At 68.1% G+C, this 14,044-nt stretch carries 12 protein-coding genes and 1 tRNA gene; 7 read left to right on the forward strand and 6 right to left on the reverse strand.

Annotated features, from left to right (window positions below; genetic code table 11):
* Positions 1-92 precede the first annotated feature (92 nt).
* Entirely contained in the window at positions 93-2,456 is a 2,364-nt protein-coding gene (locus tag VMT65_RS21220; protein ID WP_326310043.1) for a penicillin-binding protein, read from the forward strand.
* A 58-nt stretch (positions 2,457-2,514) separates the two neighbouring features.
* Here the strand turns inward: VMT65_RS21220 and VMT65_RS21225 are convergent, their stop codons facing one another.
* Entirely contained in the window at positions 2,515-2,979 is a 465-nt protein-coding gene (locus tag VMT65_RS21225) for a GatB/YqeY domain-containing protein (RefSeq protein WP_326310044.1), read from the reverse strand.
* Positions 2,980-3,062: 83 nt separating this feature from the next.
* On the opposite strand from VMT65_RS21225, the gene VMT65_RS21230 reads away from it, so the two are divergent.
* From VMT65_RS21230 to VMT65_RS21245, 4 genes are all read left to right on the forward strand, one after another.
* Positions 3,063-4,025 (forward strand): metallophosphoesterase, encoded by a 963-nt coding sequence (locus VMT65_RS21230; RefSeq protein WP_326310045.1) that lies wholly within the window; start codon positions 3,063-3,065, stop codon positions 4,023-4,025.
* A 52-nt stretch (positions 4,026-4,077) separates the two neighbouring features.
* Complete coding sequence (locus tag VMT65_RS21235) at positions 4,078-5,100, forward strand: hypothetical protein (protein WP_326310046.1); 1,023 nt, start codon at positions 4,078-4,080, stop codon at positions 5,098-5,100.
* A gap of 37 nt (positions 5,101-5,137) precedes the next feature.
* A complete protein-coding gene (locus VMT65_RS21240; protein WP_326310047.1) occupies positions 5,138-6,139 on the forward strand; it encodes a hypothetical protein in 1,002 nt (333 codons plus the stop codon).
* Positions 6,140-6,204: 65 nt separating this feature from the next.
* A tRNA-Pro gene (locus VMT65_RS21245) sits at positions 6,205-6,278 on the forward strand.
* Between the two features lie 71 nt (positions 6,279-6,349).
* Here the strand turns inward: VMT65_RS21245 and VMT65_RS21250 are convergent.
* Entirely contained in the window at positions 6,350-7,207 is an 858-nt protein-coding gene (locus tag VMT65_RS21250) for a helix-turn-helix transcriptional regulator (protein ID WP_326310048.1), read from the reverse strand.
* 120 nt (positions 7,208-7,327) lie between these two features.
* On the opposite strand from VMT65_RS21250, the gene VMT65_RS21255 reads away from it, so the two are divergent.
* Positions 7,328-7,933, forward strand: a complete 606-nt coding sequence (locus VMT65_RS21255) for a YbhB/YbcL family Raf kinase inhibitor-like protein (RefSeq protein WP_326310049.1) — start codon at positions 7,328-7,330, stop codon at positions 7,931-7,933.
* Positions 7,934-7,939: 6 nt separating this feature from the next.
* Here the strand turns inward: VMT65_RS21255 and VMT65_RS21260 are convergent, their stop codons facing one another.
* Complete coding sequence (locus tag VMT65_RS21260) at positions 7,940-9,529, reverse strand: succinic semialdehyde dehydrogenase (protein ID WP_326310050.1); 1,590 nt, start codon at positions 9,527-9,529, stop codon at positions 7,940-7,942.
* A 136-nt stretch (positions 9,530-9,665) separates the two neighbouring features.
* Between VMT65_RS21260 and VMT65_RS21265 the strand changes: the two genes are divergently transcribed.
* A complete protein-coding gene (locus tag VMT65_RS21265) occupies positions 9,666-10,487 on the forward strand; it encodes a crotonase/enoyl-CoA hydratase family protein (protein ID WP_326310051.1) in 822 nt (273 codons plus the stop codon).
* Positions 10,488-10,633: 146 nt separating this feature from the next.
* On the opposite strand, the gene VMT65_RS21270 is transcribed toward VMT65_RS21265, so the two are convergent.
* From VMT65_RS21270 to VMT65_RS21280, 3 genes are all read right to left on the reverse strand, one after another.
* Entirely contained in the window at positions 10,634-12,415 is a 1,782-nt protein-coding gene (locus VMT65_RS21270; RefSeq protein WP_326310052.1) for an ABC transporter ATP-binding protein, read from the reverse strand.
* Between the two features lie 111 nt (positions 12,416-12,526).
* Positions 12,527-13,297 carry an SDR family NAD(P)-dependent oxidoreductase gene (locus VMT65_RS21275; protein WP_326310053.1) on the reverse strand — a complete coding sequence of 257 codons (771 nt, stop codon included), beginning with the start codon at positions 13,295-13,297 and terminating at the stop codon, positions 12,527-12,529.
* Positions 13,294-14,004 carry an acetoacetate decarboxylase family protein gene (locus tag VMT65_RS21280; RefSeq protein WP_326310054.1) on the reverse strand — a complete coding sequence of 237 codons (711 nt, stop codon included), beginning with the start codon at positions 14,002-14,004 and terminating at the stop codon, positions 13,294-13,296. The genes VMT65_RS21275 and VMT65_RS21280 overlap by 4 nt, the downstream gene beginning before the upstream one ends.
* Between the last annotated feature and the right edge of the window lie 40 nt (positions 14,005-14,044).

The raw sequence follows: 14,044 nt of genomic DNA on the forward strand, positions 1-14,044 counted from the left end.
GCACGGAACCGGACAGTCCGTCTCTTATGGGACGAATGGACACCCCGGCGGGCGAACACCGAGCGCCCGAAAGGCCAATTAGGCTAGGGCCCGTGCCCATCACACGAACGCTCTGGAGACTGGCCGGTAGCTGCGTCCTGGCCGCCGTCCTGCTCGCCGGGCTGCTGTTCCCGCTCGCCGGTGGCTTCGGGTTCATCTCGAACCGCGCCGCCGACGCCGTCGACAATGTCTCCGCCGAGCTGGTCGAGGGCACCGTGCCCGCGGTCTCGACCATGGTGGACGCGAACGGGACTCCGTTCGCGTGGCTGTACGAGCAGCGCCGGTTCGAGGTCCCGAGCGACAAGATCTCCAATGACATGAAGCTGTCCCTGGTCTCGGTGGAGGACAAGCGCTTCGCCGATCACCACGGGGTGGACTGGCAGGGCACCTTCCGCGCCTTCCTGACCAATACCTCGGGTGGCCAGGTCTCCCAGGGTGGTTCGACCATCGACCAGCAGTACGTGAAGAACTACCTGCTGCTCGTGGTCGCCAAGACCGACGCCGAACGCCGCGCCGCCACCGAGACCACCCCGGCGCGCAAGATCCGCGAGATCCGCATGGCGCTGACGCTGGACAAGCGGCTCACCAAGGACGAGATCCTCACCCGGTATCTGAACCTGGTGCCGTTCGGCAACGGCTCCTACGGCATTCAGGACGCCGCGCAGACCTACTTCGGTGTCGACGCCAAGGACCTCAACGTCCCACAGTCGGCGATGCTGGCGGGCATGGTGCAGTCCAGCTCCAAGCTGAACCCGTACACCAATCCACAGGGCGTGCTGGAGCGCCGGAACACCGTGCTGGACACCTTGATCCAGAACGTGCCCAACCGCGCGGACGAGTACCGCAAGGCCAAGGAGACGGCGCTGGGCGTGCTGCCCGAGCCCAAGAGCCTGCCGCGCGGCTGCATCGCCGCCAACGACCGCGGCTTCTTCTGCGATTACGCGCTGCAGTACCTGAACAACGCGGGCATCAGCCGCGACCAGATCGAGAAGGGCGGCTACCTGATTCGCACCACCTTGGACCCGGCGGTCCAGGACCAGGTGCGCGATTCGCTGGCGGCCAACACCAATCCGAATCTGGACGATATCGCCGAGGTCATGAATATCGTGGCCCCCGGCCAGGATTCGCATCCGCTGCTGGCCATGGGCTCGAGCCGCGTCTACGGCCTGGACGCGAACGCGCATCAAACCGTGCAGCCGCAGCCGTATTCGATGGTCGGTGACGGCGCGGGCTCGATCTTCAAGATCTTCACCACGGCCGCGGCCATGGAGAAGGGCCTGGGCATCAACGCCACCCTCGACGTGCCCGCCAACTTCCAGGCCAAGGGCATGGGTAACTCCGGCACGCCGGGCTGCCCGCCGGAGACCTACTGCGTGAAGAACGCGGGCAACTACAAGGGCTCCATGTCGGTGACCGAGGCGCTGGCCACCTCGCCGAACACGGCCTTCGTCAAGCTGATTCAGGCCGTGGGCGTGTCCCCGACCGTGGACATGGCCGTGCGCCTGGGCATGCGCTCCTACACCCAGCCCGGCACCTCCGGGCACGGCAACCAGAGCCTGGCCGACATGATCAAGGACCAGAACCTGGGCTCGTTCACGCTGGGTCCGGTCGCGATCAATCCGCTCGAGCTGTCGAATGTGGCCGCCACGTTGGCCTCCAGCGGCAAGTGGTGCCCGCCCACTCCGATCAAGGAGGTGGTGGACCGCAATGGCAAGTCGGTGCCGCTGACCCAGCAGGCGTGTGAGCAGGTGGTGGATCCGGGTTTGGCCAATACCCTCGCCAATGCCCTGAGCCAGGACGTGGTGAGCGGTACCGCGGCCGCGTCGGCGCATTCGGTGGGCTGGAACATCCCGACCTCCGCGAAGACGGGAACCACCGAGAGCCACCGGTCCTCGGCCTTCCTGGCCTTCACCAACTCCTTCGCCGGATCGGCCTACATCTACGGCGACAGCCCGACCCCCGGCGAGATCTGCTCGTTCCCACTGCGCAGCTGCGGCAGCGGAAACCTGTACGGCGGTAATGAACCGGCCAAAACGTATCTGAGCGCGATGAAGAACGTGCTGGACCGCTTCCCGCCCGCGGCGCTGCCGCCGACCGACGACAAATACGTTCGCGGGTCGAATAATTCGCAGATTCCGGACGTGATCGGCATGAACCAGGCCGAGGCCACCTCGACGCTGGTGGCGGCGGGCTTCCAGGTGTCGGTGACGACCCAGCCGGGCGCGGCCAAGGGGACGGTCATGAACGTCTCGCCCAATGGGTCGGCCATTCCGGGCTCGGTGATCACGCTCTACGTCAGCGACGGCAGCCAGATCCCCGCGCCGGCGCCGAACGCGCCGCCCGCGGCGCCCGGATTGCCGAACATCACCATCCCGGCGCTGCCGCCGATCCCGATTCCGATTCCGATCCCGCGGTAGGCAGGCAGGAAAAAGCCCGGAGTGAAACATTCACTCCGGGCTTTCGTCTATATGGGGCTCAGAGCCGGGCCTTCACCGCCGCCGAGATGCGCGACCCGTCCGCGCGTCCGGCCGCCAGCGCGGTCGCGGCCTTCATGACCTGCCCCATCTGCTTCATCCCCGGCCGCTCGCCGAGCTGCTCGGCGATGTCGGCGATGGCGGTGTCGGCGATGTCACCCACCTCGGCGTCGGTGAGCTGGGTCGGCAGGTACTCGTCGATGATCTGCTCTTCGGCGCGCTCGTTGGCGGCCAGCTCGCCACGCCCGGCCTGCTCGTAGACGACGGCGGCCTCGTTGCGCTTCTTCGCCTCCTTCTGCAGGACGGCGATGACCTCGTTGTCGGACAGCTCCCGCGCCTCGGGTCCGGCGACCTCGGCGTTCTGGATCGCCGACAGCAGCATGCGCAGGGTGCCCAGGCGCAGCGCGTCCTTGCTCTTCATCGCGGCGGTCATATCCGAACGAAGCTTGGTTTTGAGTTCCGACATGAGCGACACGGTACGAGGGACTTCTAGCGTGGTCCAGCTCATTTGACTCGATGTTTCTCCGCCGGGTCGCCTATTCTGGGCAAATGCCCGTCTTCTCGACCTCCACCCTCAGCCGTGCCGCACTCGGAGCCGCCGGGGTCGCGGTCGCCGGAATCGGATACGCCACGCTCATCGAGCGCAATGCCTTCACGCTGCGGGAAGCGACGCTACCGGTGCTCGAGCCGGGCAAGCCCTCCCTACGGGTGCTGCACATCAGCGACCTGCACATGATGCCCGGCCAGCAGCTCAAGCAGGCGTGGCTGCGCGAGCTGGACCGGCTGGAGCCGGATCTGGTGGTGAACACCGGGGACAACCTCTCGCATCAGAAGTCGGTGCCCGCCGTGGTGCAGTCGCTGGGTGGATTGCTCGCGCGCCCCGGCATTTTCGTCTTCGGCTCGAACGACTACTTCGCGCCGGTGCCCAAGAACCCGCTCAAGTACTTCAAGAAGGACCACAAGCGCGTCTACGGCGATCCGCTGCCCTGGCAGGATCTGCGGGCCGCGTTCACCGAGCGGGGTTGGCTGGACCTGACCCACGTGCGCCGCGATCTCGAGGTCGCCGGGGTGAAGATCTCGACCGCGGGCGTGGACGATCCGCACCTGAAGCGGGATCGCTACGACACGGTGGCGGGTGCGCCGAATCCCTTGGCGGACTTGAGCATCGGATTGACCCACTCGCCGGAGCCGCGGGTGTTGGACCGGTTCGCGGCCGACGGCTACGACCTGGTCATGGCGGGCCATACGCACGGCGGGCAGCTGTGCGTGCCGGGCTTCGGCGCGCTGGTGACCAACTGCGGCATCGACCGGGCGCGGGTGAAGGGTCCCTCGCGCTGGGGCGCGCACACCCGGCTGCACGTGTCGGCCGGGCTGGGCACCTCGCCGTGGGCGCCGTACCGGTTCTGCTGCCGCCCGGAGGCCACCCTGCTGACGCTGGTCGGCGCGCCGCCGAAGAAGCCGATCGCCGAGTCGGGTCGCGGCCGTACCGCGTCGGAGGCTGTCGCGCGGTGAGCGCCCGCCGCGATATACAGCGCGGTATGTAGTTTTCAGTCAGGGGGCAACCGTGACCAGTGGAAACGACCACAGCAACGAGCCGGGTCGGTCGGAACAGAATCCGAATTGGTGGCAGGGCGCGCCTGCGCAGGAGCCGACCTGGCAGCAGCCGTACACGCCTGCCCCACAACCGAATCCGACATGGCAACAGCCGCAGCCCACCACGCCGTTTCCGGGCGGGCCGTATGGCCAGCAGCAGTACCCGCCGACACAGTCCTTCGGCGGCCCGCCGCCCGGCTACGGCGGCCAGCAGCCGCCTTATCCCCCTCCACCCGGCGGCAAGCGCCCAACCTGGCTCTTCGTGGCCCTCGCCGGTCTGGTCGTGGTGATCGTCGCCGCCGTCGTGGCGGTCGTGCTGGTGAACCGGAATTCCCAAGACACCTCGGCGAAGTCGAGCACCACGCCCTCCCTGATCAGCGCGCTCACCTCGACCACCGCCAAGCCCAGCGCGTCCAAGCCCACGACCACCAAGACGACCGGCGCGAAACCGACCTCCACGCCCACCGCCGTCATCCCCGGCTATCAGGTGGTGACGATCCCGGACAACGGTGCGGCCTATGACATTCCGCGGACCTGGCAGGTGGACCACAGCGGGCAGACCGCCTTCGGCAGCGGCGCGGACACGATTCCGGTGGCCGGGCTGGCGCAGGACGGCGTCGACTACTGCCCGCAGAACGTGCGCACCAATGTCTTTCTGACCCAGTCCGACGAGTCGGATCCGGCCAAGGCCGCCGCCGATATCGGGACCCGACTGGGCCGCATCGGCTGGTCGGCCTCGACCGGCGCGACGCCCGGCGCGCCCGAGTCGTTCCAGTCCTCCGACGGACAGCTGCAGGGCGTCTTCGTGGAGACCAAGGGCACCGCCCCGGCCACCACGGCGGGCTGCGCCTCGACGTACTCCGTCTACACCTTCGCCTTCCCGGGCGACAATGGCGCGTTCGTGTTCACCATCGCCGCGGACACCGGGGTGGATCAGGCGGTGGACGCGACCCTGGCGAAGAAGATCCTCGCCAGTATCCGCCCGATTCAATAAGGGCGACAAGACAACTCGTCAGACAGGGGGTCCGACGATGAGCAGTGGCAACAACGATCGGGACATCAACCACGATCGGGACATCGATCCGGAGAAGACCACGTCCAGCGGCGACTGGTGGCAGGGCGTGCCCGGCCGGGGATACACCGCGCCGTACAACAATCCGCCGCCGCCGATCTATCCGCATCCGAGCCCGAATCCGTACGCGCCGTATCAGTCGGGCCCGAATCCCATTCCGCCGGTGCAGAATCCCTATGCCACCGGTCCGAACATGGTCCCGCCCAACGCAACCGGCGGCTATCCCCCGCCGCCGTCCGGCGGCCGGGGCGGCCCGTGGCTGCTGGTCGGCGCGGGCGCGCTGGTGGTGGTGATCGCCGCGGTCATCGCGATCGTGGTGGTGGTGCACGATTCCGGCAATTCCGCCGCGCCGACCAGTTCGGCGGCGGCAACCTCGACGAGCCGAGCGACCACATCGGCACCGCGCACGACCGCGCCCGCCACCTCCACGCTCACGCCCCAGATCCCCGGCTATCAGGTCGACGTGCCCAAAAACCTGAAGGCCGCGTGGGACATTCCCAAGGACTGGAGCATCGACCAGTCGACCACCATCTTCGGCACCAACGACGACAACATTCCGGCGGTCGGCTACGCGCAGGAGGGCGAGGAATACTGCCCGAACAATGTGCGCACCACCATGTTTCTGACCACCTCGGACATCGATGACGCGACCGCGGCGGCCACCGATGTGGGCGCGCACGCCGCGCGCATCGGCTACTCCACCAAGACCTCGCTGACCGCGGGCACCGCCCAACCCCTCGACACCACCGACGGACCGCTGCACGGCGTCTTCCTCGAGACCAAGGGCGGCTTCACCGCTCCCGCGGGTTGCGCCACCACCTACTCCGTCTACACCTTCGCCATCGGCGTCGGCACCGGCAAGGGCTCACTGGTCTTGACACTCGTCTCCGACACGGGCGTGGATCGCTCGGTCACCGCCGATTTCGCCCGTAAACTGTTCGCCACTTTTCGGCTGCTTTAGACCGCCTGACCAGCCGATTTAACGTCTGGCACGACCGTGCGCTAAGCTACTGCAGGTTCGCTTCACGGGGTGTGGCGCAGCTTGGTAGCGCGCTTCGTTCGGGACGAAGAGGTCGCAGGTTCAAATCCTGTCACCCCGACTGTGTGGTTGAGACACAACTCGGCCCCCGACTCTTTCGAGAGTCGGGGGTTTTGTGTATTTCGGGCCAGGTCAGCCCGCGACGGGGCGAAGGCGGGTGCCGCCCAGGCGATTCGCGTGGTCGGTGAGGATGGTGCGCAGGGCCGCGGCGGATGGCTCGTCGGCGGGGGTGAGGACGGTGAGGGTGTGGTCCGCGCCGTCGGGACCGGTGAGGTTGTCGTAGCAGACGGTCAGGTCACCGGCCCGGGGGTGGCGGATGCGTTTGCTGCCGTGGCTGCGGTCCTGGACCGTGTGGTCATCCCACCAGGTCGCGAATTCCGGGCTCTGCGTGCGTAATTCGGCGATCAGCTCGCGCAGTCGGGCGTCGTCGGGGTGGCGGGCGGAGTTGCGGCGCAGATTGCCGACGGTTTCGCGGGCGACCCGCTGCCAGTCCAGTTGGGTGGCCCGGGTGCCCGGATCCAGCAGGGTCAGGCGGGCGGCATTGATGCCGGGCTCGAAGCCGGGGCCGAACAGGGCCGCGGCGGCGGTGTTGCGGGCCAGCACATCCAGCCGGAAATCGCTCAGATAGGCCGGGAGCGAGGGCATGCCGTCGAGGATGGCGCGCAGCGACGCCGGCGGCTCGGAGGTCCGGCGGCTGGGCGGCTGCGCGCCGCGGGCAATGAGATGCAGATGCGCGCGCTCGGCGTCGGTGAGCCGCAGCGCGTCCGCGAGCGCGTCCAGGATCGCGGCCCCCGGCGTGCCGACCCGGCCCTGCTCGAGCCGGATGTACCAGTCGATGCTGACGGCGGCCAGCTGGGCCACCTCCTGCCGCCGCAGCCCGGGCGTGCGCCGCGTGCCGACGCTCGGCAGTCCGGCGTCCTGCGGCGACAACCGCTCTCGCATCGCGCGCAGGAACGCGCCCAGCTCCCTACCGGATCCCGTACCGTCCACCAGGCCAGCCTAGGCCCCGCACCGGGTGGTACGCGGAATACCAGGGTCCGGACGATCTCCCTGCCCGTCCCGAATCGCGGGATTCTGGTCCTGCCATTCGAAATACCGAGGAGGACCGCCATGAACCGGACCGCACGCATCGTCTCCGCGACCGCCGCCGTAGCGGCCCTGGCCGGAATCGCTGGCTGCGGCAGCGACAAGGAGACCACCGCCACGACGAGCCCGACCCCGACCTCGGTTCAGGTCCGCCCGGTGGTCCCAATGTCCGCCGCATCGTTCACCGTGACGACCCCCGACGCCACCGACACCTTCCCCGCCGACTTCTACGCGGGCACGTTCGGCTGCACCGCCGCCAACCACGCCCCGCACCTGCAATGGTCCGGCGCGCCCGCCGCCGCGAAGAGCTTCGCCGTCACCATGTTCGATCCCGACGCCCCGACGGGTGCGGGGTTCTGGCATTGGATGACCTGGGATATCCCTTCCACCGCAACGGATTTCACCGCTGGATCGACGGGCGTGGCAGGCACCAACGACGCCGGTGCCCCCGGCTACCTGGGCCCCTGCCCGCCCGCGGGCGACAAGCCGCACACCTACCAGATCTCGGTCCTGGCCCTGGACACCCCGACCCTGAACCTGCCCGCCACCACCACACCCACGGTCGCCTCGTTCTCCATGGGCTCGCACATCATCGGCGTCGCGCGGCTGAACCTGACCGCGCGACGCTGAGCCGGCTCAGCCCAGGTGGAGGCGGCGCATCAGGCGCAGGGTGACCAGGGTGGACTTCAGCTGCTTTTCGTAGGGCATGGAAGCGCGGGCGGCCATGATCTGCTTTTTCTGGACGCCGACGTTGATGGTGTCGGTGTACTTGAGCAGTCCGGCCGCGCCGTGGCGGGTGCCGACGCCGGACTGTTTGACGCCGCCGGACGGGGTGCCCTTGGCGGCGTAGCTGGTGACGAAGCCGTCGTTGATATTGATGGCACCGGCCTCGATACGCTCGGCCAAAGCCGTTGCGCGGTCGATGTTTCCGGTCCAGACGCTGGCATTGAGGCCGTAGGCGGTGTCGTTGGCGAGGGCGACGGCCTCGTCGACGGTGGCGTACTTGTAGATGCTGACCACGGGTCCGAAGGTCTCCATGGTGGCGTGGGCCATGTCCTTGGTGACGCCGGTGAGCACGGTGGGCTCGAAGAAGGCCGGGCCGATATCGGGGCGCGGGTTGCCGCCGGTGACGACGGTCGCGCCCTTCTCGCGGGCCTCGTCGACATGGGCGGCGACGCGCTTCATGTGGTCCACCGAGACCAGCGAACCCATCTCGGGCTCGAAGTCGTAGCTCGCGCCCATCTTCTTCCCGAGTTCCTCTGCGGCGGCGACGAATCGGCGCAGGTACTCGTCGTAGATGCGCTCGTGCACGTAGATGCGCTCGATGTGCATGCAGGCCTGGCCGGTATTGCCGAAGACGGCGAAGATGGCCGACGGGATGGCCTCGTCGAGGTTGACGTCGTCGAGCACGATCATCGGATTCTTGCCGCCGAGTTCGAGGCTGCAGCCGATGAGATTGCGTCCGGCCTGTTCGCCGATGGTGCGGCCGGTGGCGGTGGAGCCGGTGAACATGACGAAGTCGACATTGTCGATGAGGGTCGGCCCGACATCGGGGCCGCCGCCGCACACGACCTGGACCAGGCCGCGCGGCATGCCCGCCTTGTGCAGCAGTTCGATGCCGTAGAGCGTGCACAGCGCGGTCTTGTTGTCCGGCTTCATGATCACGCCATTGCCCGCGATGAGCGCCGGGGTGGAGTCGGACATGGAGATGGCGAAGGGGAAGTTCCAGGGCGCGATGACCGCGACCACGCCCTTGGGCCGATGCTCCTCGGTGGAGGAGGTGATGACCGGCATCGGGCCGGAGCGCTTCTTCGGCTTCAGCGTCTTCTCGGCGGTCTTGAGGTAGTGCGCGATGACCATCGGGGTGTCGCAGGCCTCCTCGATGGCCATGCGCCGGGCCTTGCCGCAGCCGATCTGGATCAGGTCCGCGATGGTCTCGATCTCGGAGAGAATCAGCTCGTGCGCGCGCTCGAACACCGCGAGCCGGTCCTTGAGCGGCCGTGCGGCCCATTCCTTCTGGGCGGCGCGTGCGATCTCGGCGGCGGCCACCACGTCCTCGGGCGAGGATTGCGGCAGGTAGCCGACGACATCGCCGGTGTAGACCTCGACCATTTCGAAGGGCTCACGGGCCTCGCCCGCCTTGCCCGCGGTCACCATCGCGGTCAGCCGATCGATGAGGGATTCCGTGACGCGCGGCGGAAGCTTCGCCTTGCTCGTTGTGCTCATGGGACTCTCTCCACTACTTGCCGCCCGTGACGGCGGTCACCATGATCCAAACTAGAACACGTTATTGTTCAGGACAACGGCGCGGGGTAGTTTCGTGCCGGAATCAGCCCGGAAAAAGTGGAAAGAAGGGTCGGCGATGACCGCAGCGACTGCTGAAACGAGTAGCAACACCGAACCGCACGCTCTGGTCGAGAAGCGCGGCGCGACGCTGATCGTCACCATGAACCGGCCCAAGTCCAAGAACGCCCTGACCGGCGAGATGCTGGCCATCATGACCGAGGCCTGGGACACCGTCGACAACGACCCGGAGATCCGCTCGTGCATCCTCACCGGTGCGGGCGGCGCGTTCTGCGCGGGCGCGGACCTGAAGGCGATGAACAAGCGGAACCCGAGCGACGGCATGGCCGAGGGATCGGCCTTCGACCCGGCCCGCATGCCCGGCCTGCTCAAGGGCCGCCGCCTGACCAAGCCGCTCATCGCCGCGGTCGAGGGCGCGGCCATCGCAGGCGGCACCGAGATCCTGCAGGGCACCGATATCCGCATCGCGGGCGAGAGCGCGAAATTCGGTGTGTCCGAGGCGAAGTGGAGCCTGTTCCCGATGGGCGGCTCGGCGGTGCGGCTGCCGCGGCAGATCCCGTACACCGTGGCGGCGGAACTGCTGCTGACCGGTCGGCACATCACCGCGGCCGAGGCGCTGAACTTCGGGCTCATCGGGCACGTGGTGCCGGACGGGACGGCGCTGGACAAGGCGCTCGAGATCGCCGAGTTGATCAACAACAATGGGCCGTTGGCCGTTCAGGCGATTTTGAAGGTCATTCGCGACACCGAGGGGATGCACGAGGAAGAGGCGTTCCAGATCGACGCGAAGGTCGGGCTGCCGGTCTTCCGGAGCAACGATGCCAAGGAAGGTCCGCGGGCGTTCGCGGAGAAGCGCAAGCCGAACTTCCAAGGGAACTAAGGGGTTCGGGGGCGTACGCCCCCCAACCCCGCGCGACCGGGGAGCGAGCTCCTCGCCCAAGAATCCGCCCGACTGATGCCGCCCCCCCCCCCCCCACCTCCCCCGTCAAGTGCGGGTGGGGGGGGCTCCCCCCCCCCAACCCCGCGCTACCTGGTAGCGAGCTCCTCGCCCAAGAATCCGCCCGACTGATGCCGCCACAGCTGCGCGTAGGTGCCCTCGGCGCGCAGCAGCTCCTCGTGGCTGCCCTGTTCGACGATCCGCCCCCGATCGAGCACGACCAGCCGATCCATATCGGCGACCGTGCTCAGCCGGTGGGCGACCACCAGCGCCGTGCGCCCTTCCATCAACTCCCAGAGCGCCTGCTGCACCAGGATTTCGCTCTCCGAGTCGAGGGCGCTGGTAGCCTCGTCCAGCAGCAGGATCGGGGCGTCGCGCAGGATGGCGCGGGCCAGCGCGACCCGTTGCCGTTGTCCGCCCGACAGTTTCACGCCGCGCTCGCCGATGAGCGTCTCCATGCCGTCGGGCAGGCCGTCCGCGAACTCGGTGACGTGCGCCGCCTTGGCGGCCCGGCGCACCTCCTCGTCCGTGGCATCCGGCCGGGCAAAGCGAATGTTCTCGCTCAGCGTCCGGTGGAACATGGCCGGATCCTGCGGCACGTACGCCAGCAAACTCCGCAGGTCGCTCTGGCGCAGCCGCGAGATGTCCTGCCCGCCAATGCGAATCGCACCGCCGTCGATGTCCATCATGCGCAGCAGCAGCTGGGTGATGGTGCTCTTGCCGCCGCCGGAGCGCCCGACCAACCCGATCCGCGAGCCGCTGGGCACGTCCAGGTCCAGACCGCGGAACAGCGGCGGCGCACCCGCGTGCGCGAAGTCCACCCGCTCGAACCGAATCCCGAAGCCGTTGGGCCGCAGCGGTTCCGGCTCGACCGGATCCAGCACGGTCGGCGATTCCAGCAGCAGTTCGGTGAACTGGGCCGCCTCGGTGACCGAGCTCTCCAGCCGCCGGTAGATCTGGTTGAACCGGAACATGATTCCCGTGGCGTTCCAGTAGTAGGTGAACGCCACGATGATCACCTCGACCGAGGCGTGCCCGCCGTCGATGCCCAGCGCGATGAGCAGCCCCAGCACATTCACGATCACCATGAGCGGCATGACCGCGGTGTCGATGTACAGGTTGTTGTAGTCCCACGACCGCAGCGTCTTGCGCCGCTGCCCGACCACCCGCCGCCGATGCTCGGCCGCCTCCTGCGGTTCGGCCGCGAAGGCCCGCACGGCCTGCATGTTCGACAGGCTGTCGGAGACGTGACCGGAGACCAGCGCCACGGCGGCCTCCCGCTCGTCGACCAGGTGCTGGCGTCGCCGGATGAGCGGCGCGACCACCACCCCGCACAGGGCGATCAGCCCCAGCAGGGTCACGACCAGCATCGGGTCATAACGCCACAGCACCACAGAGGCGAAGGTCAAAGGCACCAGCGCGGAGACGATCTCGAAGGCGAAGGTGTCGGCGAACTCCTCGAATCGGGTGGCGAAGCTCAGCGACCGCTTGGTGAGCGAGCCCGCGAAGTTGTTGTGGAAGAACGCCGCGTCCTTGGCCAGCAGCTCGTCCATGGCGATGGTGTAGAGACTCTCGATACCGTAGGCGTCGAGCCGGTTCAGGAAGTGAATCCCGATGCGCCAGAACACCTCCGACAGCAGCAGGACGCCCGCGAAGGCCAGCACGTACGGTGCCAGCGTGCCGAACGAGGAGTCACCGGTGGCGGCGACCTTGCCGACCACCAGCGCCACCAGCAGCGGCGCGATGTAGAGCTGACAGGTGTTGCCGAGGGCCGGTCCCAGCATGCCCAGGGCCGTGATCGCCTTGCGCCGGTTCATCTCCCGGCCGTAATAGCGCAGAACCAGCATCACAGCGGAGGTGCGCGAACTCATCCATCCCCTCTCGAATCAGTACTTCGAGCAGTGCAGACAGCCCAGAGTGCCTGGTGGGGAGGGTTCACGCCACTGAATTATTGCGGCTCGGTAGCTGGCCGGCGTTCGCGACTACTCGGTCGGATGGATCGAGCGCCGGATGATGGCCCGGGCCACGCCGGGCAGGAATCGCCGCATGAAATACGCGGGCCGGGCCTGCCCCGGGAACACGTACAGCGGTGTCTTCGGTTTCGCCAGCGCCTTTTCCAGCGCGTCGACAATGCTTTCGGGGCTCTCCCCGCCGGTGCCGCCGAGCACGCTGGCGTTCTCGGCGCGCACCGCGTCCAGGAACGGCGTCTCCACCATGGGCGGGCACAGCACCAGCAGCCGCACCCCGGTGTCGTGCAGTTCGTAGGAGAGGCTGTCGGCGAATCCGATCACCGCGTGCTTGGAGGCCGTGTAGCCGGTCAGGCCCGGCGAGGGCAGCCAGCCCGCCAGCGAGGCGAACAGCACCACGGTCCCGGCGTCGGCCTGCTTCATGGCGGGAATGACCGCCTGGCAGAGGTTCACGGTGCCGATGTAGTTGACGTCCATCATCTTTCGGATCTGGGCCACGTCCTGGTCCAGCACCGAGGCGTGCACGTGGCACATGCCGGCGGCGTGCACGAGCCGGTCGATGGTCCCCAGCTCCGAGCGCACCTTGTCCACGACCGCCCGGACCTGCGCGGGATCGGAGACGTCGCAGGTATAGGTGTGCGTGTTCGGTGACCGCCGCGCGGTGTCGGCGAGCCCCTCGCCGTTCAGGTCGACGGCAGCCACGTTCCAGCCCGCGGCCGCGAGGCGTTGCGCGACAATGCGGCCCATGCCGCTGGCCGCGCCGGTAACGAGTGCTGTCCGGTTCATCGGACCTCCCGGGTTTGCAGGACCGTGGCGGCGTCCTCGAAGGTCATGCGGAGCGCGCCGATTCGGCTGGAGAACAGCGCGCCTTTGGGCAGGCCGAGGGCGCGCAACTGGTCGGAGACGGGGTGGGTGCCGAGCCGCACCCGCGCGCCGCCGGGACGTCCGCGCACGCCACCGGGATTCATGACCCACGGTGTGCGACGCAGGATGCCGTCGCGCCAGGTGTAGGCGTCGATGGACGCACCCCCGGCCCCGCCCGGCATGGGAAAACCGTCGGCGACGCGCAGTTCGATCACGAGCTCGTTGTCGATGCGCACCGCGCAGCGCTGGCCGTGGCCGTCGGGCGTGATGTCGATATCGGCCATCAGCTTCGGAAAGCCCCAGATCGACTGTCCCGCTTCGCAGGTGAAGCTCTGATTCACCGGCAGCCAGTGAATGTAGGCCCCGGTGCTGTTCTTGCGCCCGCGCTGCTTGGCCATGAACGAGAAGGCGAACTCGTGATACGGCCCGAGGTCGCCGTCGACGTATCGCACGAAAGCCAGTGAGAGCACGGCCTTTCCGAACGCCGTGACCGGCTCCAGCCCGGCGTCGGCCAGCAGCGCGCGGGCCGCCGCGGTATCGGCCAGGAACAAGGCCGAGCAGGCGTCCGCGTGGCGGATCTCCACCGGCATGCGGACCTGTTCGCCGAGTATGGAATGCGCGTCCACCATGTCGAAATTAGAACAGGTTTCACTGGGGTTGGCGGATGGT

This window comes from Nocardia sp. CDC153, assembly GCF_035818515.1.
Lineage (GTDB): Bacteria > Actinomycetota > Actinomycetes > Mycobacteriales > Mycobacteriaceae > Nocardia.

Bases quoted from the DNA above. Each gene is read 5' to 3' on its own strand.
- VMT65_RS21230 (WP_326310045.1), top strand. From the start codon at position 3,063: ATGCCCGTCTTCTCGACCTCCACCCTCAGCCGTGCCGCACTCGGAGCC.
- VMT65_RS21280 (WP_326310054.1), bottom strand. From the start codon at position 14,004: ATGGTGGACGCGCATTCCATACTCGGCGAACAGGTCCGCATGCCGGTG.
- VMT65_RS21255 (WP_326310049.1), top strand. From the start codon at position 7,328: ATGAACCGGACCGCACGCATCGTCTCCGCGACCGCCGCCGTAGCGGCC.
- VMT65_RS21270 (WP_326310052.1), bottom strand. From the start codon at position 12,415: ATGAGTTCGCGCACCTCCGCTGTGATGCTGGTTCTGCGCTATTACGGC.
- VMT65_RS21225 (WP_326310044.1), bottom strand. From the start codon at position 2,979: ATGTCGGAACTCAAAACCAAGCTTCGTTCGGATATGACCGCCGCGATG.
- VMT65_RS21260 (WP_326310050.1), bottom strand. From the start codon at position 9,529: ATGAGCACAACGAGCAAGGCGAAGCTTCCGCCGCGCGTCACGGAATCC.
- VMT65_RS21275 (WP_326310053.1), bottom strand. From the start codon at position 13,297: ATGAACCGGACAGCACTCGTTACCGGCGCGGCCAGCGGCATGGGCCGC.
- VMT65_RS21265 (WP_326310051.1), top strand. From the start codon at position 9,666: ATGACCGCAGCGACTGCTGAAACGAGTAGCAACACCGAACCGCACGCT.
- VMT65_RS21240 (WP_326310047.1), top strand. From the start codon at position 5,138: ATGAGCAGTGGCAACAACGATCGGGACATCAACCACGATCGGGACATC.